Source organism: Variovorax sp. GW821-FHT09B05 (assembly GCF_059418265.1).
The window spans coordinates 426,467-452,703 of record NZ_JBWKPN010000003.1; the positions used below are offsets into that span (position 1 = coordinate 426,467).

32 protein-coding genes are annotated in these 26,237 nt (G+C 69.5%); 16 read left to right on the plus strand and 16 right to left on the minus strand.

Features of this window, described 5'->3' with window-relative positions; all coding sequences use genetic code 11:
- Positions 1 to 34 precede the first annotated feature (34 nt).
- The 3 genes from AC07RM_RS10375 (at position 35) to AC07RM_RS10385 (ending at position 1,573) form a co-directional block, all read left to right on the plus strand.
- Positions 35 to 451, plus strand: a complete 417-nt coding sequence (locus AC07RM_RS10375) for a VOC family protein (protein WP_495334400.1) — start codon at positions 35 to 37, stop codon at positions 449 to 451.
- A gap of 20 nt (positions 452 to 471) precedes the next feature.
- Complete coding sequence (locus AC07RM_RS10380; RefSeq protein WP_495334402.1) at positions 472 to 825, plus strand: DUF6176 family protein; 354 nt, start codon at positions 472 to 474, stop codon at positions 823 to 825.
- Positions 826 to 934: 109 nt separating this feature from the next.
- Entirely contained in the window at positions 935 to 1,573 is a 639-nt protein-coding gene (locus AC07RM_RS10385; RefSeq protein ID WP_093344157.1) for a GDSL-type esterase/lipase family protein, read from the plus strand.
- A gap of 16 nt (positions 1,574 to 1,589) precedes the next feature.
- On the opposite strand, the gene AC07RM_RS10390 is transcribed toward AC07RM_RS10385, so the two are convergent.
- From AC07RM_RS10390 to AC07RM_RS10400, 3 genes are read right to left on the minus strand one after another with little or no spacing between them, the layout of a single operon-like run.
- Positions 1,590 to 1,964 carry a hypothetical protein gene (locus tag AC07RM_RS10390; RefSeq protein WP_495334403.1) on the minus strand — a complete coding sequence of 125 codons (375 nt, stop codon included), beginning with the start codon at positions 1,962 to 1,964 and terminating at the stop codon, positions 1,590 to 1,592.
- A 29-nt stretch (positions 1,965 to 1,993) separates the two neighbouring features.
- The gene (locus AC07RM_RS10395) at positions 1,994 to 2,575 is read right to left on the minus strand and encodes a cob(I)yrinic acid a,c-diamide adenosyltransferase (protein WP_208513809.1); all 582 of its coding nucleotides are present in this window, start codon (positions 2,573 to 2,575) and stop codon (positions 1,994 to 1,996) included.
- A 13-nt stretch (positions 2,576 to 2,588) separates the two neighbouring features.
- Positions 2,589 to 3,098 carry a DinB family protein gene (locus tag AC07RM_RS10400; RefSeq protein WP_296788655.1) on the minus strand — a complete coding sequence of 170 codons (510 nt, stop codon included), beginning with the start codon at positions 3,096 to 3,098 and terminating at the stop codon, positions 2,589 to 2,591.
- 212 nt (positions 3,099 to 3,310) lie between these two features.
- Here AC07RM_RS10400 and AC07RM_RS10405 point away from each other — a divergent pair, with 212 nt between their 5' ends.
- Positions 3,311 to 4,735 carry an FAD-binding oxidoreductase gene (locus AC07RM_RS10405; protein WP_093343662.1) on the plus strand — a complete coding sequence of 475 codons (1,425 nt, stop codon included), beginning with the start codon at positions 3,311 to 3,313 and terminating at the stop codon, positions 4,733 to 4,735.
- Positions 4,736 to 4,835: 100 nt separating this feature from the next.
- Here AC07RM_RS10405 and AC07RM_RS10410 read toward each other — a convergent pair whose 3' ends face one another.
- The 10 genes from AC07RM_RS10410 to AC07RM_RS10455 all read right to left on the minus strand — a co-directional run bounded on the left by AC07RM_RS10410 (position 4,836) and on the right by AC07RM_RS10455 (position 13,094).
- Positions 4,836 to 5,741, minus strand: coding sequence for a CsgG/HfaB family protein (locus AC07RM_RS10410; RefSeq protein ID WP_093343661.1), 906 nt, complete (start codon positions 5,739 to 5,741; stop codon positions 4,836 to 4,838).
- 105 nt (positions 5,742 to 5,846) lie between these two features.
- On the minus strand, positions 5,847 to 6,809 hold the full coding sequence (locus AC07RM_RS10415; protein ID WP_495334405.1) for a ParB/RepB/Spo0J family partition protein: 963 nt from the start codon (positions 6,807 to 6,809) through the stop codon (positions 5,847 to 5,849).
- A complete protein-coding gene (locus AC07RM_RS10420; RefSeq protein ID WP_490876244.1) occupies positions 6,809 to 7,357 on the minus strand; it encodes an RBBP9/YdeN family alpha/beta hydrolase in 549 nt (182 codons plus the stop codon). The genes AC07RM_RS10415 and AC07RM_RS10420 overlap by 1 nt, the downstream gene beginning before the upstream one ends.
- A gap of 42 nt (positions 7,358 to 7,399) precedes the next feature.
- Complete coding sequence (locus tag AC07RM_RS10425) at positions 7,400 to 8,317, minus strand: ParA family protein (protein ID WP_093343656.1); 918 nt, start codon at positions 8,315 to 8,317, stop codon at positions 7,400 to 7,402.
- A 9-nt stretch (positions 8,318 to 8,326) separates the two neighbouring features.
- On the minus strand, positions 8,327 to 8,941 hold the full coding sequence (locus AC07RM_RS10430; protein ID WP_490876246.1) for a LysE family transporter: 615 nt from the start codon (positions 8,939 to 8,941) through the stop codon (positions 8,327 to 8,329).
- Positions 8,942 to 9,088: 147 nt separating this feature from the next.
- On the minus strand, positions 9,089 to 9,727 hold the full coding sequence (rsmG, locus tag AC07RM_RS10435) for a 16S rRNA (guanine(527)-N(7))-methyltransferase RsmG (RefSeq protein WP_495334406.1): 639 nt from the start codon (positions 9,725 to 9,727) through the stop codon (positions 9,089 to 9,091).
- Positions 9,724 to 11,676, minus strand: coding sequence for a tRNA uridine-5-carboxymethylaminomethyl(34) synthesis enzyme MnmG (gene mnmG, locus AC07RM_RS10440; RefSeq protein WP_495334408.1), 1,953 nt, complete (start codon positions 11,674 to 11,676; stop codon positions 9,724 to 9,726). The genes rsmG and mnmG overlap by 4 nt, the downstream gene beginning before the upstream one ends.
- A gap of 170 nt (positions 11,677 to 11,846) precedes the next feature.
- A complete protein-coding gene (locus tag AC07RM_RS10445) occupies positions 11,847 to 12,731 on the minus strand; it encodes a transglutaminase-like domain-containing protein (protein ID WP_495334409.1) in 885 nt (294 codons plus the stop codon).
- A gap of 28 nt (positions 12,732 to 12,759) precedes the next feature.
- On the minus strand, positions 12,760 to 12,909 hold the full coding sequence (locus AC07RM_RS10450; RefSeq protein WP_177239341.1) for a hypothetical protein: 150 nt from the start codon (positions 12,907 to 12,909) through the stop codon (positions 12,760 to 12,762).
- Complete coding sequence (locus AC07RM_RS10455) at positions 12,909 to 13,094, minus strand: DUF1328 domain-containing protein (protein WP_057591813.1); 186 nt, start codon at positions 13,092 to 13,094, stop codon at positions 12,909 to 12,911. Before AC07RM_RS10455 ends, AC07RM_RS10450 begins: the two co-directional genes overlap by 1 nt.
- 177 nt (positions 13,095 to 13,271) lie before the next feature.
- Between AC07RM_RS10455 and gstA the strand changes: the two genes are divergently transcribed.
- From gstA to gloA2, 5 genes are all read left to right on the plus strand, one after another.
- Positions 13,272 to 13,880, plus strand: coding sequence for a glutathione transferase GstA (gene gstA / locus AC07RM_RS10460; protein WP_093343648.1), 609 nt, complete (start codon positions 13,272 to 13,274; stop codon positions 13,878 to 13,880).
- Between the two features lie 237 nt (positions 13,881 to 14,117).
- On the plus strand, positions 14,118 to 15,221 hold the full coding sequence (locus AC07RM_RS10465; RefSeq protein ID WP_495334411.1) for an alkene reductase: 1,104 nt from the start codon (positions 14,118 to 14,120) through the stop codon (positions 15,219 to 15,221).
- A 45-nt stretch (positions 15,222 to 15,266) separates the two neighbouring features.
- Positions 15,267 to 15,752, plus strand: a complete 486-nt coding sequence (locus tag AC07RM_RS10470; RefSeq protein ID WP_093343645.1) for a RidA family protein — start codon at positions 15,267 to 15,269, stop codon at positions 15,750 to 15,752.
- The gene (locus tag AC07RM_RS10475; RefSeq protein ID WP_495334412.1) at positions 15,749 to 16,222 is read left to right on the plus strand and encodes a GNAT family N-acetyltransferase; all 474 of its coding nucleotides are present in this window, start codon (positions 15,749 to 15,751) and stop codon (positions 16,220 to 16,222) included. The genes AC07RM_RS10470 and AC07RM_RS10475 overlap by 4 nt, the downstream gene beginning before the upstream one ends.
- A complete protein-coding gene (gene gloA2, locus AC07RM_RS10480; RefSeq protein WP_495334413.1) occupies positions 16,219 to 16,623 on the plus strand; it encodes an SMU1112c/YaeR family gloxylase I-like metalloprotein in 405 nt (134 codons plus the stop codon). Before AC07RM_RS10475 ends, gloA2 begins: the two co-directional genes overlap by 4 nt.
- On the opposite strand, the gene AC07RM_RS10485 is transcribed toward gloA2, so the two are convergent.
- A complete protein-coding gene (locus tag AC07RM_RS10485) occupies positions 16,620 to 18,026 on the minus strand; it encodes a sensor histidine kinase (RefSeq protein ID WP_398495220.1) in 1,407 nt (468 codons plus the stop codon). The two genes, gloA2 and AC07RM_RS10485, sit on opposite strands and share 4 nt — an antisense overlap.
- A gap of 13 nt (positions 18,027 to 18,039) precedes the next feature.
- Positions 18,040 to 18,729, minus strand: coding sequence for a response regulator transcription factor (locus AC07RM_RS10490; RefSeq protein WP_093343640.1), 690 nt, complete (start codon positions 18,727 to 18,729; stop codon positions 18,040 to 18,042).
- 137 nt (positions 18,730 to 18,866) lie between these two features.
- Here AC07RM_RS10490 and AC07RM_RS10495 point away from each other — a divergent pair, with 137 nt between their 5' ends.
- From AC07RM_RS10495 to AC07RM_RS10515, 5 genes are all read left to right on the plus strand, one after another.
- Positions 18,867 to 19,739 (plus strand): alpha/beta hydrolase, encoded by an 873-nt coding sequence (locus AC07RM_RS10495; RefSeq protein WP_093343639.1) that lies wholly within the window; start codon positions 18,867 to 18,869, stop codon positions 19,737 to 19,739.
- A gap of 160 nt (positions 19,740 to 19,899) precedes the next feature.
- A complete protein-coding gene (locus tag AC07RM_RS10500) occupies positions 19,900 to 20,190 on the plus strand; it encodes a phosphopantetheine-binding protein (protein WP_093343637.1) in 291 nt (96 codons plus the stop codon).
- Positions 20,187 to 21,488 (plus strand): beta-ketoacyl-[acyl-carrier-protein] synthase family protein, encoded by a 1,302-nt coding sequence (locus tag AC07RM_RS10505; RefSeq protein WP_495334414.1) that lies wholly within the window; start codon positions 20,187 to 20,189, stop codon positions 21,486 to 21,488. The genes AC07RM_RS10500 and AC07RM_RS10505 overlap by 4 nt, the downstream gene beginning before the upstream one ends.
- A 46-nt stretch (positions 21,489 to 21,534) precedes the next feature.
- A complete protein-coding gene (locus AC07RM_RS10510; protein WP_495334415.1) occupies positions 21,535 to 22,671 on the plus strand; it encodes a sterol desaturase family protein in 1,137 nt (378 codons plus the stop codon).
- A gap of 59 nt (positions 22,672 to 22,730) precedes the next feature.
- A complete protein-coding gene (locus tag AC07RM_RS10515) occupies positions 22,731 to 23,213 on the plus strand; it encodes a GNAT family N-acetyltransferase (RefSeq protein ID WP_296788401.1) in 483 nt (160 codons plus the stop codon).
- Positions 23,214 to 23,220: 7 nt separating this feature from the next.
- Here AC07RM_RS10515 and AC07RM_RS10520 read toward each other — a convergent pair whose 3' ends face one another.
- Positions 23,221 to 25,479: a heavy metal translocating P-type ATPase gene (locus AC07RM_RS10520; RefSeq protein WP_495334416.1), complete on the minus strand. Its 2,259-nt coding sequence runs from the start codon at positions 25,477 to 25,479 to the stop codon at positions 23,221 to 23,223.
- Positions 25,480 to 25,626: 147 nt separating this feature from the next.
- Between AC07RM_RS10520 and AC07RM_RS10525 the strand changes: the two genes are divergently transcribed.
- Entirely contained in the window at positions 25,627 to 25,821 is a 195-nt protein-coding gene (locus AC07RM_RS10525) for a heavy-metal-associated domain-containing protein (RefSeq protein ID WP_057591827.1), read from the plus strand.
- 68 nt (positions 25,822 to 25,889) lie between these two features.
- Complete coding sequence (gene cueR, locus AC07RM_RS10530; RefSeq protein ID WP_398495232.1) at positions 25,890 to 26,237, plus strand: Cu(I)-responsive transcriptional regulator; 348 nt, start codon at positions 25,890 to 25,892, stop codon at positions 26,235 to 26,237.

A 26,237-nucleotide genomic window follows, 5' to 3' on the forward strand; every position in this document is an offset into this window, starting at 1 on the left:
ACCCGAACGCAGCAACCACACACCGAGGGGTCCGATGACCGAACACACCGTCGCGGCAGCCGTCGTCTACGCCAAGGACGTGACGCGCCTGAGCACGTTCTACACGCGCGTCGCCGGCCTGTCGCTCGCCCATGCCGAAGGCGGATTCAGCACCCTCGAATCGCCCGCGCTGCAGCTGTTCGTGGTCGCGATGCATGGCGACATCGCGGCCCGGGTCCATGTGTCGCAGCCGCCGGTACGGCGCGAGAACACGGCGCTGAAGTTCGTCTTTCCGGTCGAGAGCCTGCGCGATGCGCGGCGCGCGGCCGCCGAGCACGGCGGCGCATTGAAGCCGGCCGAGGCCGAATGGGCGTTCGGCGGCCATCGCTACTGCGACGGGCACGACACCGAGGGCAATGTGTTCCAGCTGCGCGAGCGCGCGGTTGGCACGGGCGACGAGACGAACGATTGAGCGGGCGCGGCCACAGCCCCATGCCCGGATCGCTCGACGTCCCCGAGGGTAGCGACAGCGCCGTCTGCGCACGCGTGCGCCTGAACCCCGGCTCGCTCGAACGCGTGCGCGCATGGGCCCGCTACATCGCCGAACACCGGGAGGAGGCGCTGCGAACGCTGGCCGCGGAAGGCGTCACCATCGAGTCGGTGTTCCTCGACAGCGGCACCGAAGGCGACTTCCTCGTCTATTACATGCGCGCCGCCTCGCACGAGAAGGCGCAGCAGATCGCGACGCAGTCGACCGCGGCCATCGATCGCTATCACCAGGCCTTCAAGCGCGAGACCTGGGCCGAGGTGAAGCGGCTCGAAGCGCTGGTGGACCTGCGCCGCTGACCGCCCTCCTCCGCCCTGCCCGGTTGTCGCCAGACCCGGTACGGTCTTTCAGGCGCGCGCGAAATGCGCCGCTATGCTGGCGCCCGCCTTCACTTTCGCCTACCCACGCATGAACCGACGCCACCTGCTGCAGCTCCTCGCCGGCGGCATCGCCGCCTCCACGCTCGCCGCCTGCGGCCGGCGCAAGGCCTCGGAGCCGGCCCTGAAGTCCGATGCCAAGCTGCTCGCGCTGGGCGACAGCCTGACCTTCGGCTATGGTGCCCCGCCCGGCGAGGACTGGCCCGCAAGGCTCGCGACGCTCACGGGCTGGCAGGTGGTCAACGAAGGCATCAACGGCGACACCTCGGCAGGCGCGCTGAAGCGGCTCGACGCGCTGCTCGCGGCCGACAGCTACGACGCGGTGCTGGTGGGCATCGGCGGCAACGACATGCTGCGCGGCGTGCCGCTGCAGACCACGCGCGACAACATCGCGGCGATCGTGCGCCAGGCGCGCACGCACACGCCGCGCGTGGCACTGATCGCCACGCCCGCGCCCGAACTGCTGCGCGCGACCATCGGCGCGCTCAGCGATGCGCCGCTCTACGAAGAGGTCGCGACCGCCGAGCAGGCGCTGCTGATCCCGGCGGTGTATGCGGGCGTGCTGTCCGATCCCGCGCTGCGCTCCGACCGCATCCATGCGAATGCGCAGGGCTACGAGAAGATCGCGCAGCAGATCGCCGAGCAGTTGCAGAAGGCCGGCTGGCGCTGAACGGCCCCGATGCGCCTCAGGGCGCGTTGCCCTGCGGTCCGACCGGCGGCGGCGCGGTGCGGCCGCTGGAGCCCGGCGCGAGCTTGCGGCCGAAGGCCTCGCCCACGTTGCGCACCGGGCGGCTCGCGCGCTGCGACACGTTGTCGACGCCGCGGCGCGTGGCATCGTCGGCGCGGTCGATGCCGCGGCCCGCGGCGTTGGTGCCGCGCTGCACGCCGCCGATCACCTTGCTGTCGCGCGGCGGCGGCTTGAGCGTATGGGCGCGCTGCGCGCGCGGCGGGTTGTCGGCGCTCTGGGCCTGCACTGCGGCGGCCGGCAGCAGCAGCAGCAGCAGCAGCAGCGCGGCGAGCGACGCGGCGGCCGCAAAGCGGAAGTGAGGACGAAGGGTCATCGGATCTCCTCGAAACGTCGGGTTCATCGTCACGCGGGCTCGTCGCCCGCGGCCGCGGCGCGCGCCATGCGCTCGCTCTTCCAGTAGACGTCGTCGCCGCCATCGACGCGGTTGAGCACGCGCGCGAGCACGAACAGCAGGTCGCTCAGGCGGTTGAGGTACTGGCGCAGCGTGTCGTTGAGCGTGGCCGTGGCGCCGAGCGCGACCACGGCCCGTTCCGCGCGGCGCGCGATGGTGCGGCACACATGGGCCTGCGCCGCGCCGCGGGTGCCGGCCGGCAGGATGAATTCGGCCAGCCGCGGCAGCGTGGCGTTGTGGTCGGCCAGCGCGTTGTCGAGCTGCAGCAGGGCCTCGGGCTTGAGCAGCGCATAGCCGGGCATCGAGAGCTCGCCGCCGAGGTTGAACAGCTGGTGCTGCACGTCGACCAGCAGCTCGCGCACCGCCTCGGGCAGCGGCTCGCACAGCAGCAGGCCGATGTGCGAGTTGAGCTCGTCGACGTCGCCCATCGCGTGCACGCGCAGGTGGTCCTTGGGCACGCGCGTGTTGTCGCCGAGGCCGGTGGTGCCGTCGTCGCCGGTGCGCGTGGCGATCTGCGAGAGTCGGTTGCCCATGGTGTGTTCGTTCCTATGCCGAAGGGGTGGAGGCGGTCTGTGCCTCGATCTTGCCGCGCAGCCATTGCAGGCCCGCGAGGTGCTGCTGGTCGTGGCTGCACAGATAGTGCACCAGGCTGCGCAGCGTGAGCGGACCATAGCCTTCGAACACCGCGGTGCGCGCGAACTGCGCGGCATCGAGCGTGCCCAGCAGCGCCAGCGTGTGGGCGCGCGCGGCACGGAACTCGACCAGCGCGCGCTCGGCATCGGCCGCGCCGTAGGGGCGCTGCGCGTTCACGGCCTCGCTGTCGATCGAGGCCAGCACCGGGCGCTCTTCGTCGAGCGTGCGGCGAAAGCGCAGGTGGTAGCCCTCGACCTCGATGTCGCGCACATGGCAGACCTGCTGCAGCGGCGTGAAGGGCTCGCTCGGCACGCCCTCCCACGAGGCCGGCGCGAAGTCGCGCGAAGCGGCGGGGATCGCGGCATAGTGGGCTTCGAGCTGGGCCGGAAAGGCGGCCAGTGCCTGCAGGGTCGTGGGATCGATGGTCATCGCGGCACGCGGCCCGTGCATCGCGGGCCGCGGAGAAAAGCGGGAGGAGGATTTTGCGGCATCGGCGTCCCGGGCACGGCCGCTTAACCCCCTCGGCCGACTGCCGTACGGGGATCGGCCCGATGCCGATTCGCGCCCCGCTTCGTAGAATGGTCCGTTCGCCCCCGCGCCTCTTTTCCCCCTCTTCCACAGCCAGGAGACCTCCGATGAACGCCCCGACCTCGACCTCGCATCTGCTGCCGGAGCTTCATCTGCGCGAGGTGCCGGCAGTGCTGATCGATGCGCTCAAGGCCCGCTTCGGCGAACGCTGTTCCACGGCGCTCGCGGTGCGCACGCAGCACGGGCGCGACGAGTCCTCGTTCGATGCACCGCCGCCCTCGGCCGTGGTGTTCGCCGAGAGCACGCAGGACGTGGCCGATGCCGTGAAGCTCGCGAGCGAGTACAGCGTGCCCGTCATCCCCTTCGGCGTGGGCTCCTCGCTCGAAGGCCACCTGCTCGCGGTGCAGGGCGGCATCAGCATCGACGTGTCGCGCATGAACCGCGTGCTGTCGGTCAATGCCGACGACCTCACGGTCACGGTGCAGCCGGGCGTCACGCGCAAGCAGCTCAACGAGGAGATCAAGAGCACCGGCCTGTTCTTCCCGATCGACCCGGGCGCCGACGCCTCCATCGGCGGCATGACGGCCACGCGCGCCAGCGGCACGAACGCGGTGCGCTACGGCACGATGCGCGAGAACGTGCTGGCGCTCGAGGTGGTGACGGCCGCCGGCGACACGATCCGCACCGGCACGCGCGCGAAGAAGTCCTCGGCCGGCTACGACCTCACGCGCCTGATGGTGGGCAGCGAAGGCACGCTGGGCGTGGTCACCGAGATCACGCTGCGCATCTATCCGCTGCCCGAGGCGGTGTCGGCCGCGATCTGTTCGTTCCCGAGCATCGAGGCGGCCGTGCGCACCACCATCGAGACCATCCAGCTCGGCGTGCCGATCGCGCGCGTGGAGCTGATCGACGTGAACACGGTGCGCATGGTGAATGCCTACGCCAAGCTGAACCTGCGCGAGGAACCGATGCTGCTGATGGAGTTCCACGGCTCGCCCGCGGGCGTGAAGGAACAGGCCGAGACGGTGCAGGAACTCGCGAGCGGCCACGGCGGCAATGCCTTCGAATGGGCCAGCACGCCGGAAGAACGCACGCGCCTGTGGACCGCGCGGCACAACAGCTACTTCGCCGCGGTGCAGTCGCGCCCGGGCTGCCGCGTGATCTCGACCGACACCTGCGTGCCGATCTCGCGCCTGGCCGACTGCCTGCTCGACTCGGTGGCCGAGGCCGATGCCAGCGGCATCCCCTACTTCCTGGTCGGCCACGTGGGCGACGGCAACTTCCACTTCGGCTACCTGCTCGATCCGAACGTGCCCGAGGAGCGCGTGAAGGCCGAGGCGCTCAACCACGCGCTGGTGAGCCGCGCGCTCGCGCTCGAGGGCACCTGCACCGGCGAGCACGGCGTGGGCCTGCACAAGATGGACTTCCTGGTGACCGAGGCCGGCGCCGGCGCGATCGACATGATGCGCACGATCAAGCGCGCGCTCGATCCGAAGAACATCATGAACCCGGGCAAGATCTTCCAGCTCTGAGCGCACGCTGCGCATCCGGCAAAAAGCCCGGCGGCTTCGAAGGAAGCCCCGGGCTTTTTGCATGGCGTGAAGCAAGGGGCCCCGAAGGCCCCACGCCCGATTACTTGCGGCGGCGCGCCGGCTGCTGCGGCTGCTCGGCCGGCACGTAGGTCTGCGACGGTGCCGCGCCGCCATCCACGCCGAGGCGCCCACCGCCGCCCAGGCCCTGGCCCCGCACCGTCTGCGCCTTGTAGTTGCGCAGCGAACGGACCATCTGGTTGAAAGCGTCCATGAAGGCCGCCGCGATCACCTTGCCCTGCGCGGTGTTGGTGTAGCCGCCGAGGCCGCCGCCGGCACTGCGGCCGACGATGGAGCCGAAGGCGCCGAAGTCGGTCTTGGAGGCGCTGCCTTCGGAGGCCGCGACCTGCACGCCCGAACGGTTGTCGATCAGGGTCAGCAGCGCCGAGGCTTCCTTGGTCTGCATGCTGCCGCCGATCGCGGCCAGCGCGCGGCCGCGGTTGCCGCCCACCAGGCCGCCGAGCGAGCCGCCAAGGCCGCCCGCATCGCTGTTGCTGAACACGATCTCGGGCGACAGGCCGTAGTCCGACGCGACCATCTGGCCGCGGCCGAAGTTGCTGCCGCCGCGCATCTCGCCCGACTGCTGCAGCGCGCGTTCGCGCGTCATCGCGTTCATGCCGGCCGCGCCGCGCTCGACCACCACGAAGCAGTTCGACTGCTGCACCAGCAAACGCAACAGATTTGCAGTAGGCGGCAGGCGGTATTCGCCCGTGAGGATGGTGTACCAGCCCGCGTTGACGTTCTCGATCAGCGAGACGGTGCCCAGCGGCGATTCGCAGCGCTCGAGCTGGCTGCTCTCGCCCGAGGTGGCGCCGCCGGCGGCGCTGCCGGTGGCCATGGTCTTGGCCGACTGGCTGCCCATCTGCATGTCGGTGGTGGCGCAGCCCGTGAGCAGCAGCGCGCCCACGGCCACGGCCGCGAACGGGAAACGGGTGGTGATGAACTTCATGGAGAGCTCCCTCGGCAGTAGCGGGTGGAAAAAAGCTGCGGCGAGGATACGCGCAATGGATGACTGGAACAATCAAGCGGACGTCGGAGGACGCCGCGAAGCGGCTTAGGCCGTTCGGCGGATCCGCTCGATCAGGCCGTTGAGCGCATCGATCGAGCCGAAGTGGATCGCGAGCTCGCCGCTCTCCTCGATCTTGCCGCCACGCTTGCTGCGCTTCTTGATCCGCACCTCGACCTCGGCGGTCAGCAGGTCGGCCAGTTCTTCCTCGACCCGCTCGAGGTCGCGCGACTTCTCGCCGGTCTGGCCGCTGCGCCGCGGCGTGGCCGTGAGGCTGAATTCAGCCGCGAGCTTCTTCACCAGCGCCTCGGCCTCGCGCACCGACATCTTCTTGGCGGCGATCTGGTTGGCCGCCGTGATCTGGGTGCCGCGGTCCAGCGACAGCAGCGCGCGCGCATGGCCCATGTCGATGTCGCCGGCCATCAGCATCGCCTGCGCGGGCTCGGCCAGGTTGAGCAGGCGCAGCAGGTTGCTGGCGGCGCTGCGCGAGCGGCCCACGGCCTGGGCGGCGGCCTCGTGCGTGAGGCCGAACTCGCTGACCAGGCGCTGCAGGCCCTGGGCCTCTTCGAGCGGGTTCAGGTCCTCGCGCTGGATGTTCTCGATCAGCGACATTGCCGCGGCGGCCTCGTTGGGCACGTCGCGCACCAGCACCGGCACGCTCTCGAGACCGGCCAGCCTGGCGGCGCGGAAGCGGCGTTCGCCCGCGATGATTTCGAACTCGGCGTTCTTGGCGGCGGCCGAGGCCTCGTCGAGCCGGCGCACCAGGATCGGCTGCATGATCCCCTGCGCCTTGATGCTCTCGGCCAGCTCGTAGAGCGCGCCCTCGTCCATGCGGGTGCGCGGCTGGTAGACGCCGGCCACCATCTGGTCGAGCCGCAGGCTGTTGGGGTTCTGCGGCGCGCCGTTCTCACCGGAGCTGCCGTCGCCGGCGTTGTCGCTGGAAGGGGCGGCCGTCGGGCCGAGCAGCGCTTCGAGGCCGCGGCCCAGGCCCTTGGGTTTCTTGGTCGCCATCAGTTCTTTTCTTTCGACACGTCGTTCAGGAGTTGCCGGCCCTCGGGCCAGTCGCCCAGGCCGGATTCGGCATTGAGGTGGCCGCGCGCGCCCGCGTCGACGAAGCGCGCGCCCCAGTCGCTCGCCATCTGGCGCGAGCGGGCGGCCTCGCAGTACGGGTCGTCGTTGGCGGCGATCAGCACGGCGGGAAAAGGCAGCGGCTGGCGCACGATCGGCGCCCAGCCCGGGATCATCTGGCGCACGTCCTCGCGCTCGAGGTCGCCGGGCGCGACCAGCAGCGCGCCGCGTACCCGCGCGGTGTTGCGCGAATGAGCGGCCCAGGCCGCCACCAGGATGCAGCCCAGGCTGTGGGCGGCGAAGACCACCTCGCCAGGCGAAGCCAGCACTTCCTCCTCGAGCCGCGCCGACCAGTCGCCGCGCAGCGGCCGCATCCATTCATGCTGTTCCACGCGGTGGTCGTGGTGCTTTTCTTCCCAGAGGGTCTGCCAGTGGCCGGGGCCGCTGTTCTGCCAGCCAGGCAGCAGGAGGACGCGGGGTTCAACACTCATTTGCTATTATTTTTATAGCTAACTATAGAGACTGGATAGGGGTCAGACGTTGTTTTCGCTGCTGGACTTGGGCTCGCCCACCGGCGCCAGCACGTCCTCGGGAATCGGCAGGTCGGGCGAGGTGCGGCCCGGCGCCGGCGGCGTGCTGGGCGCCACCGCGCCCGAGGCGAAGGCGCTCGCGGGCGGCATCTTGGCGATCAACTCCTCGGCGAAGGCGATGAAAGCCTGGCTGCCGCGCGCCGCCGGATCGAAGACCACGCCCGGCAGTCCATAGCTCGGCGCCTCGGCCAGCCGCACATTGCGCGGGATCACGGTGTCGAACACCTTGTCGCCGAAGTGCGCCTTGAGCTGCTCGCTGACCTGCTGCTGCAGCGTGATGCGCGGATCGAACATCACGCGCAGCAGGCCGATGATCTGCAGGTTCTTGTTGAGGTTGGCGTGCACCTGCTTGATGGTGTTGACCAGGTCGGTCAGGCCCTCGAGCGCGAAGTACTCGCACTGCATCGGCACGATCACGCCATGCGCCGCGCACAGGCCGTTGAGCGTCAGCAGGCTCAGGCTGGGCGGACAGTCGATCAGCACGAAGTCGTATTCGGCACCGACCGCGGCCAGCGCGGTGCGCAGGCGTTTCTCGCGGCGGTCGAGCGCGACCATCTCGACCTCGGCACCGGCCAGCTCGCGGTTGGCACCCAGCACGTCGTAGGCGTAGCCGCCCTCCGCCAGCTTGTCGGCCTTGACCCGCGCCTCGGCCACCGAAGCCGACTCGAGCAGCACGTCGTACACCGTGGTCTCGAGCTGGCGCTTGTCGATGCCCGAACCCATGGTGGCATTGCCCTGCGGGTCGAGGTCGATCATCAGCACGCGCTGGCCCACCTTGGCCAGGCCGGCGGCGAGGTTGACGGTGGTGGTGGTCTTGCCGACGCCGCCCTTCTGGTTGGCGATGCAGAAAATCTTGGCCATGGAGGAGGATCAGTTCGAGGCGGCGAGCTTGACGCCGAAGGCGATCAGGAAGACACCGGCCAGCTTCTCGAGCGTGGCCGAGATCCGCGGATTGGCGCGGATGCGCTCGGCCAGGAAGTGGGTCAGCAGCGTGGAAGTCAGGCCGTAGAGAAAGGTCAGCGCCGCGATCGTGACCGCCATCGCGCCGAAAGTGACCACGCCCTGGTGGCGGGCCGGGTCGACGAACAGCGGGAAGAAGGCCATGTAGAACACGATCGCCTTGGGGTTCAGCAAGGTGATCATCAGCGCCTGCCGCATGAAGTGGCGCGGGCGGATGTTGAGGATGGGCGCGGCACCGGGCTTGGCGCGCAGCATCTTGAAGCCCAGCCAGGCCAGGTAGCCGGCGCCGAGCCACTGCACCGCCTTGAAGGCGGTCGGATAGGTGGCCAGCACGGCCGACACGCCCGCCACCGCGGCCCACATCAGCACCTGGTCGCCGGCAATCACGCCCAGGGTCGCCGCCAGGCCGCCGCGAATTCCGCCTTTGCTGGTCGACGTGATCAGCGCCAGGTTGCCCGGGCCGGGAATCAGGAGGAACAGGATGATGGCGACGACGAACGCGCCGTAGTCAGCGATGCCGAACATGGGAATTGCCTCGTGGAAAGAGGGAAAGGGGAGCCGTCGAGTCTAAGCGAGGCAGGTGGCGCGGCGATTGGCCGAACGGCCGGTTTTGCGCGGCCCGCGCGTTTCTTTTGGCAAGACGACGAGCAGCGCCGTCTTGCCGAGCACGGATCAGGCCTGTTTTCGCGCCCAGACGATGCAACGCTCGGCGTCGAGGCCGGGCACCGTCAGTTGTTCCACGTGAAACACTGCGACTTCAGCGGGCAATCCGGCGAGTTCATCGGCCGGATTCTTGCCCTTCATCGCGAGCCACTTGCCACTCTCGGCCAGCAGGTGCGAGGAGCCCGAGAAGAAATCGGGCAGAGACGCGAAGGCGCGCGAGCTGATCAGGTCGAAGCGGCCTTCGAGCTTTTCGACCCGGGCGTGCAGCCCGCGCAGGTTCGGCAGCACCAGCTCGCCGGCCACCTGCTGCACGAAAGCCATCTTCTTCGCGACCGCGTCGAGGCAGGTGACGTCGAGATCGGGTCGCAGGATCGCGATGACCACGCCCGGCAATCCGGCCCCCGATCCCACGTCGAGCAGCTTGCCCTGCCCTGCCCACTCGCGCTGCAGCGGCGGAATCACCGCGAGGCTGTCGAGCAGGTGATGGGTCAGCACGCTGTCGGGGTCGCGCAGCGCCGTGAGGTTGTAGACCTTGTTCCACTTGAGCATCAGCGCGCCATAGGCCGTGAGCTGCTCGGCCTGGCGCTGGGACAAGGCCACGCCCAGCGTCTCCGCGCCCGCGCGCAGCCGTTCGATCGTCGCCGTCATTCGGCGGACTGCGGCTCGGTGGCTGCTTCCTTGGTCGCGGAAAAGGCCTTGTGGCCGCCCTTGCGCAGGTGGATCAGCAGCAGCGAGATGGCCGCCGGCGTCACGCCCGAGATGCGCGAGGCCAGACCCAAGGTCTCGGGCTTGTGCTTCGCGAGCTTCTGGCGCACCTCGAAACTCAGGGCCTTGACCTGGCCATAGTCGAAATCGGCCGGCATCTTGAGGCTCTCGAAGTGGGCAGCGCGCTCCACTTCGTCGTTCTGCCGCTCGATGTAGCCCGAATATTTGGCCGAGATTTCGATCTGCTCGATCTCGGTCTCGCTGAGTGGGGCCTCGGCACCGTACTTGCCGCCGTCCAGCGACATCAGGGTCTGGTAGTTCACATCGGGCCGGCGCAGCAGGTCGGCCAGGTTGTATTCGTGCTCGATCGCCTTGCCGAGCACCCGCACCGACTCGGTCGCCGGAAGGTTGCGCGGGTTCACCCAGATCGACTTGAGCCGCTCTGTTTCACGTGAAACAGCGTCGCGCTTGCGGCTGAAAGCAGCCCAGCGCACGTCGTCGACCAGGCCCAGCTTGCGCCCTGCTTCCGTCAGGCGCATGTCGGCGTTGTCTTCGCGCAGCTGCAGCCGGAACTCGGCGCGGCTTGTGAACATGCGGTAGGGCTCGGTCACGCCCTTGGTGATCAGGTCGTCGACCAGCACGCCGAGGTAGGCTTCGTCGCGGCGCGGCAGCCAGGCGTCTTCGCCCCGGCATTGCAGCGCGGCGTTGATACCGGCGAACAGGCCCTGGGCGGCCGCTTCTTCGTAGCCCGTGGTGCCGTTGATCTGCCCGGCGAAGAACAGCCCCTGGATCGCGCGGGATTCGAAGCTGCTCTTGAGTTCGCGCGGATCGAAGTAGTCGTACTCGATCGCGTAGCCGGGGCGCAGGATGTGAGCGTTCTCCAGCCCGGGCATCGAGCGCACCAGCTGGTACTGGATGTCGAAAGGCAGGCTGGTCGAGATGCCGTTCGGGTAGTACTCGTTGGTGGTCAGGCCCTCGGGCTCGAGGAAGATCTGGTGGCTGTCCTTGTCGGCGAAGCGATTGATCTTGTCCTCGACGCTCGGGCAGTAGCGCGGACCGACGCCGTCGATCTTGCCGGTGAACATCGGGCTGCGGTCGAAGCCCGAGCGGATGATCTCGTGCGTGCGCGCGTTGGTGTGCGTGATCCAGCACGGCATCTGTTGCGGATGCATCTCGACCTTGCCGAGGAAGCTGAACACCGGCATCGGCCCTGCCCCACCGGGCATGCCGTCGCCGGGTTGCTCGGTGCACTTCGAGAAGTCGATGCTGCGGCCGTCGAGCCGCGGCGGCGTGCCGGTCTTGAGCCGGCCCTGCGGCAGCTTGAGTTCCTTGAGACGCGCCGAGAGGCTCACGGCCGGCGGGTCGCCCGCGCGGCCGGCCTGGTAGTTGTCGAGGCCGACATGGATGCGGCCGTCGAGGAAGGTGCCCGCGGTCAGCACCACCGTGCGCGCGCGGAAAGCGATGCCGACCTGCGTGACCGCGCCCACCACGCGATCGCCCTCGACCATCAGGTCGTCGACCGCCTGCTGGAACAGGCTCAGGTTCGGCTGGTTCTCGAGCCGGCGGCGGATCGCCGCCTTGTAGAGCACGCGGTCGGCCTGGGCACGCGTGGCGCGCACGGCCGGACCCTTGCTCGAGTTGAGGATGCGGAACTGGATGCCGGCCTCGTCGGTGGCGATCGCCATCGCGCCACCGAGCGCGTCGACCTCCTTCACCAGGTGGCCCTTGCCGATGCCGCCGATCGAGGGGTTGCAGCTCATCTGGCCCAGCGTCTCGATGTTGTGGGACAGCAGCAGCGTCTTCGCGCCCATGCGGGCGGCAGCGAGCGCGGCTTCGGTGCCGGCATGGCCGCCACCGACGACGATCACGTCGAATTCTTCGGGATAAAGCATGAGAGGGGGCGCACTGACGCGTGCGCGGCGCAAAGGAGGGCCATGATTTTAATCGGCCCACCCTGCTCGCGCCCACTGTGGGGGCAAGCTGGTCACTAGACTCTAAAAGTCCGCCAAACCCTTCACGGCCTCGATAGTTTGCTATCTTTTTTGTAGCAAACTATCATAGGTCAAGCCGACGTGGCCAGCTCCACCACCGGCACCGGCTTCTCGATGCCCACGAGTGCGCCGCTGGCCGGCGGTTCCACGGGCGGCGCCACGCTCTGGTCCTGCAGCTCGGTCACCACGATCTGCTTGTCGCGCATGCTCACGCTGCCGAAGATGGTGCAGAAGGCCACGTCCTTCGCATCGCGCCCGGTGCCCACGCGCACGAGGCGATCGACCGGCGCCATGCGCGTGGCGTCGAACAGCACCCAGCGCCCGCCGAGCCAGGCCTCGAACACGGCATGGAAATCCTGCGGCGGTTCCTCGAAGGCCACGTAGCCCACGACCAGCCGCGCCGGGATGTTGAGCGCGCGGCAGAAGGTGATGCCCAGGTGCGCGAAGTCGCGGCACACGCCCGCGCGCTGCACGAAGACCTCGCGCGCGGTGGTGGTCGAGTCGGTGCTGCCCGACTCGTAGGTGATGCTGTCGTGGATCCAGTCGACGATCGCCTGCACGCGGCCGATGCCCGGCGGCAGGTCGCCGAAGAGCTGGTAGGCGCAGCGCGCCATCAGGTCCGACTCGCAATAGCGCGTCGGCATCATGTAGTGCAGCACCTCGTCGGGCACTTCGTTGACGGGCACTTCGGGCAGGTCGTGCGGCACGTCGACCTGGGTGCGCTGCACGGTCGCGGTGTAGGCGATCTTCAGCGGCCCCGGCGCCACGTCGAAGCGCAGGAAGCGGTTGCCGCTGGCCTCGTCGCAGAACACCTGCACCTCGGCCGCCGGCTCGATCGTGAGGGTCTCGCGGATCACCGCCTGCGCGCCCGCGCGGGCCGCCTCGATGTTCAGCAGCAGATGGGCCGGCGCGCTGACTTCGTAATCCAGCTGCGCCTCGATGTGCGAGATGTGCATGTGGCTCCCCTTCCCTTCTTCGCCTGGCTCAGGCGCGCCTTCGGCGCGAACGGTGCTCGGGCAACTGCCAGTGCGTCTGCGTCACCAGCAGCACCCGCAGGACGCAATGCGCGGGGCTCTGCAGCAGCAGGCGCAGCGAGCGCGTGCGCGGCCAGCGCACCGACCGGTGCCGGTGCATCAGTCGAGCGCCTTCTTCACCGCGCCCACGCCCAGCGCGGCGAGCACGATGAAGATCACGGCCAGAATGAGGAACAGGCCGAACAGCACCTTGGCAATGCCCGCGGCGCCCGCCGCGATGCCGCCGAAACCCAGCAGGCCGGCCACCAGGGAGATGACCGCGAAAATGATGGCGTACTTCAACATCGAGTGACTCCTTTACCGCGGGTCGCAGCCCTCGGTGCCCGAAGAATAAAAAAGGGTGCGCTACGCCCCGATAGTCACCGAGCCCAAGCACCCGTAGGACAAACCCGCGCCGCCCAAACCCGCTAGCATCCGGTGCGTTCCAAAGAACCATTTCAACGATCGATTGGAGTTTTTCGCATGAAGCTGTACTACTCGCCGGGCGCCTGCTCGCTCTCGCCGCACATCGCGATGCACGAAGCCGGCCTCGCCTTCGAACCCGTGCTCGCCAGCACCAAGAGCCACAAGCTGCAGGACGGCACGGACTACTACGGCATCAACCCGCTGGGTTACGTGCCGATGCTCGAACTCGACGACGGCACGCGCCTGCGCGAAGGCCCTGCGATCCTGCAATACATCGCCGACCTCGTGCCCACCAAGAACCTCGCGCCCGCCGCCGGCACCCTGCAGCGCTACCGCCTGCAGGAGTGGCTGACCTTCATCGGCACCGAGATCCACAAGGGCTTCAGCCCGCTGTTCAACCCGGCCATGCCCGAGGAAGCCAAGACCATCAGCCGCGACAAGCTCACTTCGCGCTTCACCTGGCTCGACGGTGAACTCGCGAACAAGCAGTACCTGATGGGCGACCAGTTCAGCGTGGCCGACGGCTACCTGTTCACCGTGACCAACTGGGCCAAGCCCACCGGCGTGGACCTCGCGGGCTTCGCGAACATCCAGGCCTGGCGCGCGCGCGTGAGCGAGCGTCCCGCCGTGCAGGAAGCGATGAAGGCCGAAGGCCTGCTGAAGTAATCCAGCACCACCGGGGCGCACCATCGCGCTTCGCCCCCAGCGGCCGGCACCTCGCCGGCCGTTTGCTTTTTGGCGGGCCACCCGCGCAATGCCACCCGATTGCATTTGCACCGCCGCATCGCCTAGCACCAAGACTACAACCCCGTGGCAGCAGGGTTGAGGCCCCGCCCCTACCCTTGCGCCTGCGTTTGCCGTTCACACCTTCTTTTTCATTCCACTTCCCAAAGAGCCTCGGCCATGTCCACCCTTTTCGACCCCGTCCAAGCCGGCGACCTGAAGCTCGCCAACCGCATCGTGATGGCGCCGCTCACGCGCAATCGCTCGCCCAACGCCATCCCGACCGCGCTCGCGCCCACCTACTACGCGCAGCGCGCGAGCGCCGGCCTGCTGATCACCGAGGCCACCGCCATCAGCCAGCAGGGCCAGGGCTACGCCGACGTGCCCGGCCTCTACGGCACCGAGCAGCTCGACGGCTGGAAGAAGGTGACCGACGCCGTGCATGCCGAGGGCGGCAAGATCGTGGTGCAGCTGTGGCACGTGGGCCGCGTCTCGCACAACAGCCTGCAGCCCGACAACGGCCAACCGGTCGCGCCCTCGGCCATCACCGCCAAGACCAAGACCGTGCTGATCCATGACGGCGTGCCGACCTTCACCGAGACCTCCGAACCGCGCGCGCTCGACGCCGCGGAGATCCCCGGCATCGTCCACGGCTTCGCCACCGCCGCGCGCAACGCGGTCGAGACCGCGGGCTTCGACGGCGTCGAGATCCACGGCGCCAATGGCTACCTGCTCGACCAGTTCCTCAAGGACGGCAGCAACCAGCGCAGCGACGACTACGGCGGCAGCATCGAGAACCGCGCGCGCTTCCTGCTCGAGATCACGCGCGTAGTGGCCGATGCCGTGGGCGCGCGCCGCACCGGCATCCGCCTGTCGCCGGTCACGCCCGCCAACGACGTGCACGACAGCAACCCGCAGCCGCTGTTCACCTACGTGGTGAAGGAACTGGCCAAGCTCGACCTGGCCTACGTCCACATCATCGAAGGCGCCACCGGCGGCCCGCGCGAGATCGCCGACCGGCCCTTCGACTACGAAGCGCTCAAGGCCGCCTACCGCGACGCCGGCGGCAAGGCCGCCTGGATGGTCAACAACGGCTACGACCGCCCGCTCGCCGAGGAAGCCGTGAAGGAAGGCGACGACCTCGTGGCCTTCGGCAAGCCCTTCATCTCGAATCCCGACCTGGTGCGCCGCCTGCGCGAGCACGCGCCGCTCAACGAGCTCGACAAGGCCACCCTGTACGGCGGCGGCGCCAAGGGCTACACCGACTACCCCGCGCTGGCCTGAGCCCGCGGGCGACCGGCGCGCGGTGCTTTCGGGTACCGTTGCGCCATGTCGCAGATCGAGAACCAGCTGGCCGCGCGCGGCCTCGTCCTTCCGCCCGCCGTCCAGCCGCCACCGGGCGTGGTGCTGCCCTTTCGCTTCGTGCGCATCGTCGGACGGCGCGCCTTCGTCTCGGGCCACGGCCCGCTGAATGCCGACGGCAGCATCGCCGCGCCGCTGGGCAAGCTCGGGCGCGAGCTCGACGTGGAACAGGGCTACGCGGCCGCGCGCCTCACCGCGCTCGCGATGCTCGGCAGCCTGCAGCGCGCGCTCGGCGACCTCGACCGCATCACGGCCTGGACGCGCGTGTTCGGCATGGTCGCCTCGGCCCCGGGCTTCGACCGCCAGCCCTCGGTCATCAACGGCTTCTCCGACCTCGTGCTCGAGCTCTTCGGGCCCGAGGTCGGCGCGCATGCGCGCAGCGCGGTCGGCATGGCCGAGCTGCCGTTCAACATCCCGGTGGAGATCGAGGCCGAGGTGGAGATCGCCGAATGAGCGAAGCGCCGCGCTGGACCCTGCGCCGCGCCGAAGCGGCCGATGCCGATGCGATCCGCGACTGCGCGGTCGCCGCCTTCAGCGTCTACCTGCCGCGCCTGCAGATCGTGCCGCTGCCGATGCGCAAGGACTACGCAAGCGCCATCGAGTTGCAACAGGTGTGGGTCGCCGCCGATGTTGCGGATGCCACGGAGATCGCGGCCGCGCTCGTGCTCGACATCACCGACGAAGGCTTCCTGATCGACGTGATCGCGGTGCAACCGAAGCACCAGGGCAGCGGCGCGGGCCGCGCGCTGCTCGAGCTCGCCGAGCGCGAGGCGCTGCGCCAGGGCTTCGATTCGATCTACCTGTTCACCAACGAGAAGATGAGCGAGAACCGCGCGCTCTACGAACGCATCGGCTATGTCGAATACCGGCGCCTGGTGCTCGAGAACCGCACGCGCGTCTTCCTGCGCAAGGCGCTGCGATGAACGCCACGCCCAAGCTCGCGCGCATCCACCATGCCGCGATCATCTGCTCCGACTACGCGGTGTCGAAGCGCTTCTACAGCGAGGTGCTGGGCCTGCGCATCGTCGCCGAGCACCTGCGTGCCGAGCGCCATTCGTACAAGCTCGATCTCGCGCTGCCCGACGGCTCGCAGATCGAGCTGTTCTCCTTTCCCGATCCGCCGCCGCGCGTCTCGCGCCCCGAGGCGCGCGGGCTGCGCCACCTGGCTTTCGAGGTGCCCGACGTGCGCGCCGCGGCCGACGTGCTCGAGGCGCAAGGCGTCGTGGTCGAGTCGATCCGCGTCGATGAATACACGGGCCAGCGCTTCACCTTCTTCGCCGATCCCGACGGGCTGCCGCTCGAGCTCTACGAGGCCGCGCCCTAGCCCTTGCGCGTGAAATCCACGCTGACCTTCAAGCCCGTCGGCTCGGCCGCCTCGAGCCGCAGCTCGGCCCCCAGCAGCTCGGCATAGCGTGCCACGATCGACAGGCCCAGCCCCGAGCCCTGCCCCAGCTTCTGCCCCGCCGGGCCCTGTGCCCAACGCTGCATCAACAGGCGCTGCGCATCGAGCGGAATGCCGGGGCCGTCGTCGATCACGCTGAGCACTTCGCCACTGACTTCGACCGTGATGGTGCGGCCGCCATAACGCAACGCGTTGTCGATCAGGTTGTCGAGGATGCCCTCGACCAGCGCCTCGTTGGCCTGCACCGTCACGCTGTCGTCGAGGCCGCGCGCGCCCAGGTCCACGCCGCGCGCATCGGCACGCGCGAGGTGCCGCAGCACCGTCTGCTCGGCCAGCGCATCGAGCCGCACGGGCGCGGTCTCGAGGCTGGTGCTGGCCTCGTCGGCCAGTGCGAGCGCGAGCAGCTGGTCGATCAGGTGGCTTGCGCGCTCCTGGCTCTTGGCCACCTGCTCGAGCTGCTCGCGCCACACCGAGGGCTTCTGCTGCGCGAGCCCGTAGTCGGCCAGCGCGCGAATGCCCGCGAGCGGCGTGCGCAACTCGTGCGCCACGTTGCCCACGAATTCGCGCTGTCCGCGCACGCTGTGGCCCAGCCGCTCGAACAGCGCATTGACCGCTTCGCCGAGCCGCTGCAGCTCGCGCGAAGTCTGCACCACCGTCACCGGCGAGAGGTCGCGCACGTCGCGCCGATCGAGCGCCTGCTGCAGGTCGCCGAGCGGCCGCAGATCGCTGCGGATCCCATGCCAGAGCCACACGGCGAGCAACATCAGCAACAGCACCTGCGGCGCCAGCGCATAGCCCAGCAGCTGCCGCACGAGCGCCGTGCGGCTCAGCGTGGTCTGCGCGATCACCACGCGATAGGGCATCGCGACACCGGGTTCGGCATCGTGCTCGAGCACCACCGCGCGCATCGGCTTGCCCTGGTAGGTGACGTCGGAGAAGCGATAGCGCGCGCCGCCCACGGGCAGTGGCGCCTGCAGGTCGTCGGCACCCGAGATCAAGGTGCCGTCGAGCCGCTGCACCGAGAAGTTGACCTTGTCGATCTGGTCGAACAGCACCGTCGCCACCTCGCGCGGCGTGAGCAGCAGCTCGATGCCGCGCTCGCCCGCCTGCACGTTGGCCGACAGCGCATAGGCGTCGTCGAGCATGCCGCGATCGAAGGCCTGTTCGGAGAAGTAGTTGGCGATGACCAGCGCGATCACCGCGCCCACCATCCAGCTCAGCGCGAGCGGCACCAGCACGTTGCGCAGCACGCGCCGCGTGAGCGTGGACACCGCGCGCGGCGGCCTGGGCGCGATGCGCGCGTGCGCTGCTTCGCTTTCGCTCACGGTCGCGGCGCGCTCAGACTTCGGCTTCGAGCAGGTAGCCGATGCCGCGCAGCGTGCGGATGCTCGCGCCCGAACCGACCAGCTTCTTGCGCAGCCGCGAGATGAAGGCCTCGAGCGCGTTGTCGCCCAGCGATTCGTCGAAGCTCGAGAGCTTGTCGGACAGCGCACGCTTGCTCACCGTGCGGCCCGGCGGGCTCATGAGTTCCCACAGCACCTCGAACTCGCGCGCCGGCAGGTCGAGCGGACCGCTCGCGGTGGAGAAGCGCCGAGCCTTGCGGTCGAGCTTCAACTGGCCCAGCAGCACGATGTCTTCGGTGCCCTTCGCGCGCCGCACCAGCGCGCGCAAGCGCGCCTCGACCTCGGCCAGGTCGAAGGGCTTGCCGAGGTAGTCGTCGGCACCGGCATCGAGGCCCGCGATGCGTTCCTCGGTGCGGCCGCGCGCGGTCAGCACGAGCACCGGCGTGCGATCGCCGCGCGCACGCGCCTGTCGCAACGCGGTGAGTCCGCTCGCGAGACCGCTGGTCGCGCTCGCGGTGGCGGGCAGGTTCAGATCGAGCAGCACCGCATCGAAGGGCTGCACGCGCCAGAGGTGGTCGGCGTCCTCGACGTTGGTGGAAACATCGACGCGGTGACCGGCGTCCGCGAGGCTGCGAAGCATCACGTCGCGCAGCACGGCATCGTCTTCGACTAGCAGGATTCGCATGATTTTCGAGTGGGTTGAGGTGCCTATTCTTGCTCGCGGGAGGGTCAGCAGGCGGTCAGTACGACACGCGATAAACACGGCATGAGCATACGACAGCCCATCGCCGCACGGTTCCTTTTCATCGGGGCCGCATCGTCATGAGCGCACGCGAACCTTCCAGCCTGCTGAGCTTCGTGCACCCCGCCGTGCAACGCACCGCGGTCGTGCTGCTGCATGGTTTGTGCAGCACACCTGACGAACTGCTGACCGTGCAGTCCGCGCTGCGCGACGGCGGCTACGCGGTGCACCCGATGTCGATCCCCGGCTACTCCTTCGACGCCAACGCGCCGATGCAGCAGGCCGCGCCCTTCCAGCAGTGGCTCGACAGCATCGAGGCCCAGGTCACGGCCCTGCGCGAGACGCACGAGCGCGTGCTGCTCGTGGGCATCTCGGCCGGCTCGTCGCTCGCGCTCGGCGCCGCCATCCGCTGCGGCGACGCGGTCGATGCGCTGGTGCTGATGTCGACCACGCTGCGCTTCGACGGCTGGGCCATCCCGCGCACGCAGATGCTGCTGCCGCTGGCTTACTACACGCCGCTGGGCCGCTTCTGGCAGTACCGCGAACGCCCGCCCTACGGCGTGAAGAACGAGCGCGTGCGCGCCTGGATCGAGCGCGAACTGCGGCACCGCAAGATCTCGCGCGCCGGCAGCTCGGTGATCGGCGTGAGCCACCTGCGCGAACACCATCGGCTGATCCGCCATGTGCGCGCCAACCTGCATCGCGTGCAGTGCGACCGCGTGCTCGCGCTGCATGCGCAGCAGGACGAGGTGGCCAGCGTGGCCAACCTCGAGATCCTCGCGCGCGGCCTGCGCTGCCGGTCGTTCCGCAGCGTCGTGGTGAGCAACAGCTACCACATGATCACCATCGACAACGACCGCCAGCAGGTGGTGCGCGAGACCGTCGCGTTCGCCGACGAGGTCGCGCATGGCACGGGCGCCGATGCCCCGATTTCCTCTCTGAAGGCTTCCTGAAAAGGAATGCGTTCGCCACCGCGATGCCATCGATCCCACTCCACAATGAACCACGCAAGGTGACGCGGCGACGCGCGTCTTCCCTGCATTCGCAGCGCCGACCGATGGCACTTCCGCACGACGATCGTGCATCACGCTTCGCCTGAAAGGAACAAGCCCCATGTCCACTTCGCCCACCTTCAACAGCATCGCGCGCATCCTCGAGAACGACTTCCACGTCGAAGCGAACCTGGTCGCACCGCAGACCGCGCTCACCGACCTGGGCCTCGACTCGCTCGCGCTGATGGAGTTCGTCTTTGCGGTCGAGGACGCCTTCCACCTGCGCATTCCCGAGGACCGTCTCGATCCGCGCGAAGCAGGCATCACGCTGCAGCGCTTGTGCGAGGTGATCGATGCGGAGAGCGCCGCGACGGCGAACACTGCGAACGCGCCTGAGGCGGCGCACGCATGAGCAGCGGTGTTGAACACGCGGTGATCGCTGCTTCGGCGCAGCGCATCGCGGCGCCGCCGGTGCGCGTCAGCGGCATCGGCTTCGTCACGCCGATCGGCCGCACGCTCGAGGCCTTCGACGACGCGCTGTTCCATGGCCGCTCGGCCGTGCGTTCGCACACGCTCGCGATCCCCGGCATGGACAGCGTCGAGATCGCGGTGGCCGCCTGCGACTTCGACTCGAACGGCGTGCGCAGCACCTCGCGCCTGCCGCTCGATCGCGGCACCGCGATGGCGCTCGCGGCCGCGCAGGATGCCGCGGCGCAGGCCGGACTGGCGCGCGACAGCGTCGACCCCGAGCGGCTCGGCATCTTCTGGGGCAGCGGCCTCGCGGGCGCGGGCAGCTTCGACAACACCACGCAGGCGCTCTATGCCGAGCAGCGCCGCATGCGGCCGACGACCGTGCTCACCGTGATGCCCAATGCGGCGGTGGCCGAACTCGCGCTGCACTTCGGCGCGCACGGCGCGGCGATCGCCTATGCCTGCGCCTGCGCCTCGTCGGCGGTGGCGATCGGTGAAGCGATGCGCGCCATCCGCGGCGGCTGGATCGACGTCGCCATCGTCGGCGGCCACGACGCCATGCTCACGCCCGGCGTGATGGCGAGCTGGCAGGCGATGCGCGTGATGGCCGCGCCGCCGGCTGATGCACCCGAGACCGCCTGCCGCCCCTTCTCGGGCGACCGCGCGGGCTTCGCGCTCGGCGAAGGCGCCGCGGCGCTGGTGCTCGAATCGGAAGCGCATGCGCGTTCGCGCGGCGTGGCCGACACGGGCAACGGTGCGTCCTACGTGTTGGCCGGCTACGCCACCAACTGCGACGGCACGCACATCACCAACCCCGACAGCGCGGGACAGGTGCGCGCGATGCGCGCGGCACTGCGCGACGCGGGCATCGATGCCGCCCAGATCGGCCATGTGAATGCCCACGGCACCGCGACCATGGCCGGCGATGCCGCCGAGGCCGCCTCGGTGCGCGAGCTGTTCGGCAGCGCGATGCCGGTGTGCGCCACCAAGGCGATCCACGGCCATGTGCTCGGCGGTGGCGGTGCGATCGAACTGATCGCGACCTTGCGCGCACTGGCGCACGAGGCCGTGCCGCCGATCGCCAACTTGCGCGAGCCCGACGCGGCCTTCGACCTGGCCTTCGTGCGCGGCGAGGCACGCGCCGTGCCTGGCATGCGCTGGGCGATGTCGAATTCCTTCGCCTTCGGCGGCACCAATGCCGTGCTGGTCGCGGGACGCATCGACGCACCATCTCGCTGAAACTTCGCTGAAGTTTTTTCGCGCGCAGGAAGGCTCAAGGCAGGCAGTGCATCGGCTGGTGGTTCTCGTCGTGCCGGTGTTCGTGCTGCTGATGGCCTGCGAGTTCGCCTGGGGCTGGCTCAAGCAGCGCAACACCTATCGCTTCGGCGACACGGTCTCGAGCCTGAGCCAGGGCCTCTTGAGCCAGGCGCTCGCGGTTTGCACGCAGCTGTTCCAGATCGGTCTCTACGCGCTGATCTATCCGCACGTCGCGCTCTGCACCGACGCGGGCTTCTGGGACAGCGCATTCGGCTGGATCGCCGCGGTGCTGCTGTTCGACTTCTGCGACTACTGGCTGCATCGCGCGGGCCACGAGTCGGCGCTGTTCTGGGCCGCGCATGCGGTGCACCACCAGAGCCGGCGCTTCAATTTCTCGACCGCGCTGCGGCAGGAGAGCATGGTCGCCTTCCTCGGCTGGGCCTTCTACCTGCCGATGGCCGTGGTGGGCGTGCCGCCCGAGCAGTTCGGCCTCGCGGGGCTGATCGTGCTGGTCTACCAGTTCTGGATCCACACCGAGCACATCGGCAAGCTCGGCTGGTTCGACCGCGTGTTCTCCTCGCCCTCGAACCATCGCGTGCACCATGCCGTCAACGACGGCTACCTCGACCGCAACTACGGCGGCATGCTGGTGGTGTGGGATCGCCTGTTCGGCACCTTCGCCGAGGAGAGCGAGCGCTGCGTCTACGGCACGCGCAAGCCGCTCGCGGGCTTCGATCCGCTGCGCGCCGTGCTCGGCCCCTATGCGCCGCTCGCGCGCGATGCCTGGCACACGCGGCGCTGGCGCGACAAGCTCGGCGTGTTCTGGCGCTCGCCGGGCTGGCGACCGGCCGACGTGGCGGCGCGTTTTCCCGAACCCGACTTCTCGCTCGAGGCGGCCGCCGCCCTCGACGATCCACCGGTCGGCCGTGCGCGCGCGATCGCGGCCACGCTGCATTTCGCGGGCTGGGTCGGCATGACGCTGGCCTTTCTCTGGCGCGCGGACGACATGGCTTTTCGCACCGGGCTCGAACTGCTGGCGCTGACGATCGCGGGCTTCTGGGCCGTGGGCGCGGTGCTCGATGCGCGGTTGCGCTTACGCTGGGCCTGGCCCGCGCAGGTGCTGCTGCTGGCGCTGGCCGGCGCCCTCGTGCTCGCGGCCGGTTGAGCGGCCGCGCGGGATTGCTATCCTGCGGGCCCCTGACCGACCTCGAACATGGAGCCACCGTGCGCCGACTTGCCACTTCCCGCGACCTCGCTGCCGTCCATGCCCTCTACATGCACGAGAAGGTGGTGCGCTTCCTCGGCTACGACCCGATGCCGCTCGCGGACTTCCGGCCGATCCACGAGGAGCTGGTGCGCAGCGGCTGCTTCCACATCTGGGAGGTCGAGGGCCGCATGGCCGGCTTCTACCGCGCCACGCGCTATCCGGGCCGCGTGGCGCACGTCGCCTGTCTCGGCACGCTCGCGGTGGACCCGGCCTTCCATGGCCGCGGCGTGGCGCTGGCCATGGTGAGCGATGCCATCGAGCAACTGCGCGCGGCCGGCGTCAAGCGCATCGAGCTCTATGCCGAGAGCGACAACGCGCCCGCGCTGCGCTTCTACGAGAAGCTGGGCTTCGTGCGCGAAGGCACGCTGCGCAAGTTCTACAAGCGCGCCGGTGAAGCCGACTACATCGACGACCACCTGATGGCGCTGCTGCTCGATTGAGCCGAAATCAGGAACCCTTCCAGCGCCGCAGCAGCAAGGCATTGGCCATCACGCTCACGCTCGACAGCGCCATCGCCGCCCCGGCCACCACCGGGCTCAGCAGTCCGAAGGCCGCCAACGGAATCCCCGCCACGTTGTAGGCGAAGGCCCAGAACAGGTTCTGCCGGATCTTCGCCACGGTGCGTCCCGAGAGGTCGAGCGCCTGCGCCACCAGCGCGAGATCGCCGCGCATCAGCGTGATGCCCGCGGCCTCCATCGCCACGTCGGTGCCGCCATCGGCCGGCGCCATCGCGATGCCCACGTCGGCGGCCGCGAGCGCGGGCGCGTCGTTGGCGCCATCGCCCACCATCGCGACCACGTGGCCGTCGCGGCGCAGCGCGCTCACCTGCTGCGCCTTGTCGGCCGGCAGCACCTCGGCGCGCACGTCCTCGGGCGCGATGCCCAGCCGCGCCGCCATGGCGCGCGCGGCGCGCAGGTTGTCGCCCGAGATCATCACCACGCGCAGGCCGCGCGCACGCAGCGCGGCAACGGTCTCGGCCGCCTGCGGCTTGGGCTCGTCGGCAAAGGCCAGCAGGGCCAGTGCCTCGGCCGCACCGCCGGCATCGAAGCGCAGCAGTGCCGACACCGTGGCGCCCTGCGCCTGCAGCCGGTCGACCTCGGCGGCATCGACGTCGGCATCGAGCTCGCGGCACCAGCGCAGGCTCGCGAGCGCCCAGGCCCCGGCGAATTCGCCCTCGACCTCGCCACGCACGCCGCGGCCCGGCATGGCCTGCATCGAACGCAGCGCCGGCACCGCCAGTTTCTTGTCGGCGGCGGCCACGAGCACGGCGCGCGCCAGCGGATGTTCGCTGCCGCTCTGCAGGCTCGCGGCCACGGCCAGCAGCGCATCGGCATCGACGGCCCGCGCGACGGGCACGAGCGCAGTCAGCACCGGCCGGCCCAGCGTCAGCGTGCCGGTCTTGTCGAAAGCCACGGTGTCGACGCGGTGCGCGAGTTCGAGCGAACGCGCGTCCTTGATGAGGATGCCGCGCCGTGCCGCCACGCCCGTGCCCGCCATCACCGCCACCGGCGTGGCCAGGCCCAGCGCGCAGGGGCAGGCGATGACCAGCACGGCCACCGCGTGGATCAGCGCGGTCTCGATGTCGGCGCCGCCGAGCAGCATCCAGCCGCCGAAGGTGAGCAGCGCGATCACCAGCACCACCGGCACGAAGATGGCCGCCACCTTGTCGACCAGCCGCTGGATCGGTGCCTTCGCGGCCTGCGCATCCTCGACCAGACGGATGATGCGCGCGAGCACGCTCTCGGCACCGACCGCGCGCACCTCGACCACCAGCCGGCCGTCGCCATTGACGGCACCGCCGGTCAGCAGGTCGCCCGGTCCCTTGGGCACGGGCAGCGGCTCGCCGGTCAGCATCGATTCGTTGACCTCCGATTCGCCCTCGACCACGCGCGCATCGGCCGGCACGCGTTCGCCGGGGCGCACCGCGAGGCGGTCGCCCACCATCACCTCGGCCAGCGGCACGTCGCTCTCGCCGCGCGGGCCGACCAGGTGCGCCACCTCGGGCCGCAACTGCTGCAGCGCGCGGATCGCCGAGGTCGCCTGGCGCTTGGCGCGCGCCTCGAGCCACTTGCCCAGCAGCACCAGCGTGATGACCACCGACGAAGCCTCGAAGTACAGGTGCGGCATCATCCCGTGGCCCGCGTGCTCGCCGGTGGCCGAGCGCCACCAGAGCCACAGCGAGAGCCCGTAGGCCGCGCTGGTGCCGAGCGCGACCAGCAGGTCCATGTTGCCGGTCAGCGCGCGCGCCGCATGCCAGCCCGCACGGTAGAAGCGCGCGCCGAGCCAGAACTGCACCGGCGTCGCGAGCAGCAGCTGCAGCCAGGGGTCGAGCATCCAGTCGCGGCCGAAGAACTCGCCGACCATCGGCAGCATCAGCGGCGCCGACAGCGCGAGGCCGACCGCCACCGGGCCGAAGCCGTGCCAGGGCGAGAGCGCCGCGGCTTCCTCCTGCGCATCGGCCGCGGCGCGCGGCTCGTAGCCGGCGGAGCGCACCGCGCGGCGCAGCCGGGCATCGATGTCCTCGCCACCCTGCGCCTGCGCCACCACGCGCGCCGATTCGGTCGCGAGGTTCACGCTGACGTCCTGGACGCCGGGCACGCCCTTGAGCGCGCGCTCCACGCGCATCACGCAGGAGGCGCAGGTCATGCCGCCGACCGAGAGGTCGAGCGTGAGATTCGGCAGAGGCCGTTCTTGTACGTTTTCCATGGTGCGAAGGCTAAAGCTTCACACCATGGCAAGGTCAAGCGCGGCAAAAAGAGTCCCTGGACTGGACATTGACATCGTGGCAAGGTTCAGACTTCGGTTTCCGAACGGGCCAACACCCACCTTTCCATCCACGAAGGAGCAGAAACGATGAGCCAGAAATTCCAGGTCGCGGGCATGAGCTGCGGACATTGCGTGAACGCCGTGCAGAACGCGGTGCAGACGGTCGACCCCGAGGCCCAGGTCACGGTCGATCTCGAGACCGGCCATGTGGACGTGCTGAGCCAGCAGCCGCGCCAGGATCTGGTGGCGGCGATCGAGAACGCCGGCTACCGGGTGCAGTGACGGTGCCGGTCACGCACGGCCCCGTGGCGATCGGCGAGGCCGCCCGGCTGTCGGGCGTGTCCGCGCGCATGGTGCGCCACTACGAGGGCCTGGGCCTGCTGAGCGCGGTGGCGCGCACCGACAGCGGCTACCGCCAGTATGGCGATGCCGACATCCACACGCTGCGCTTCATCAAGCGCTCGCGCGACCTCGGCTTCTCGATGGAAGAGATCGCCGAGCTCGTGGGCCTGTGGCACAACCGCCGGCGCACGAGTTCGAGCGTGAAGCGCATCGCGCAGAAGCACCTCGAGGAACTGGAGCAGCGCATCGCCGACATGCAGTCGATGCGCAGCACCCTGGCCCACCTGGTGCACTGCTGCCATGGGGATGCGCGGCCCGAGTGCCCGATCCTCGACGACCTGTCGAAGACCGCCTGA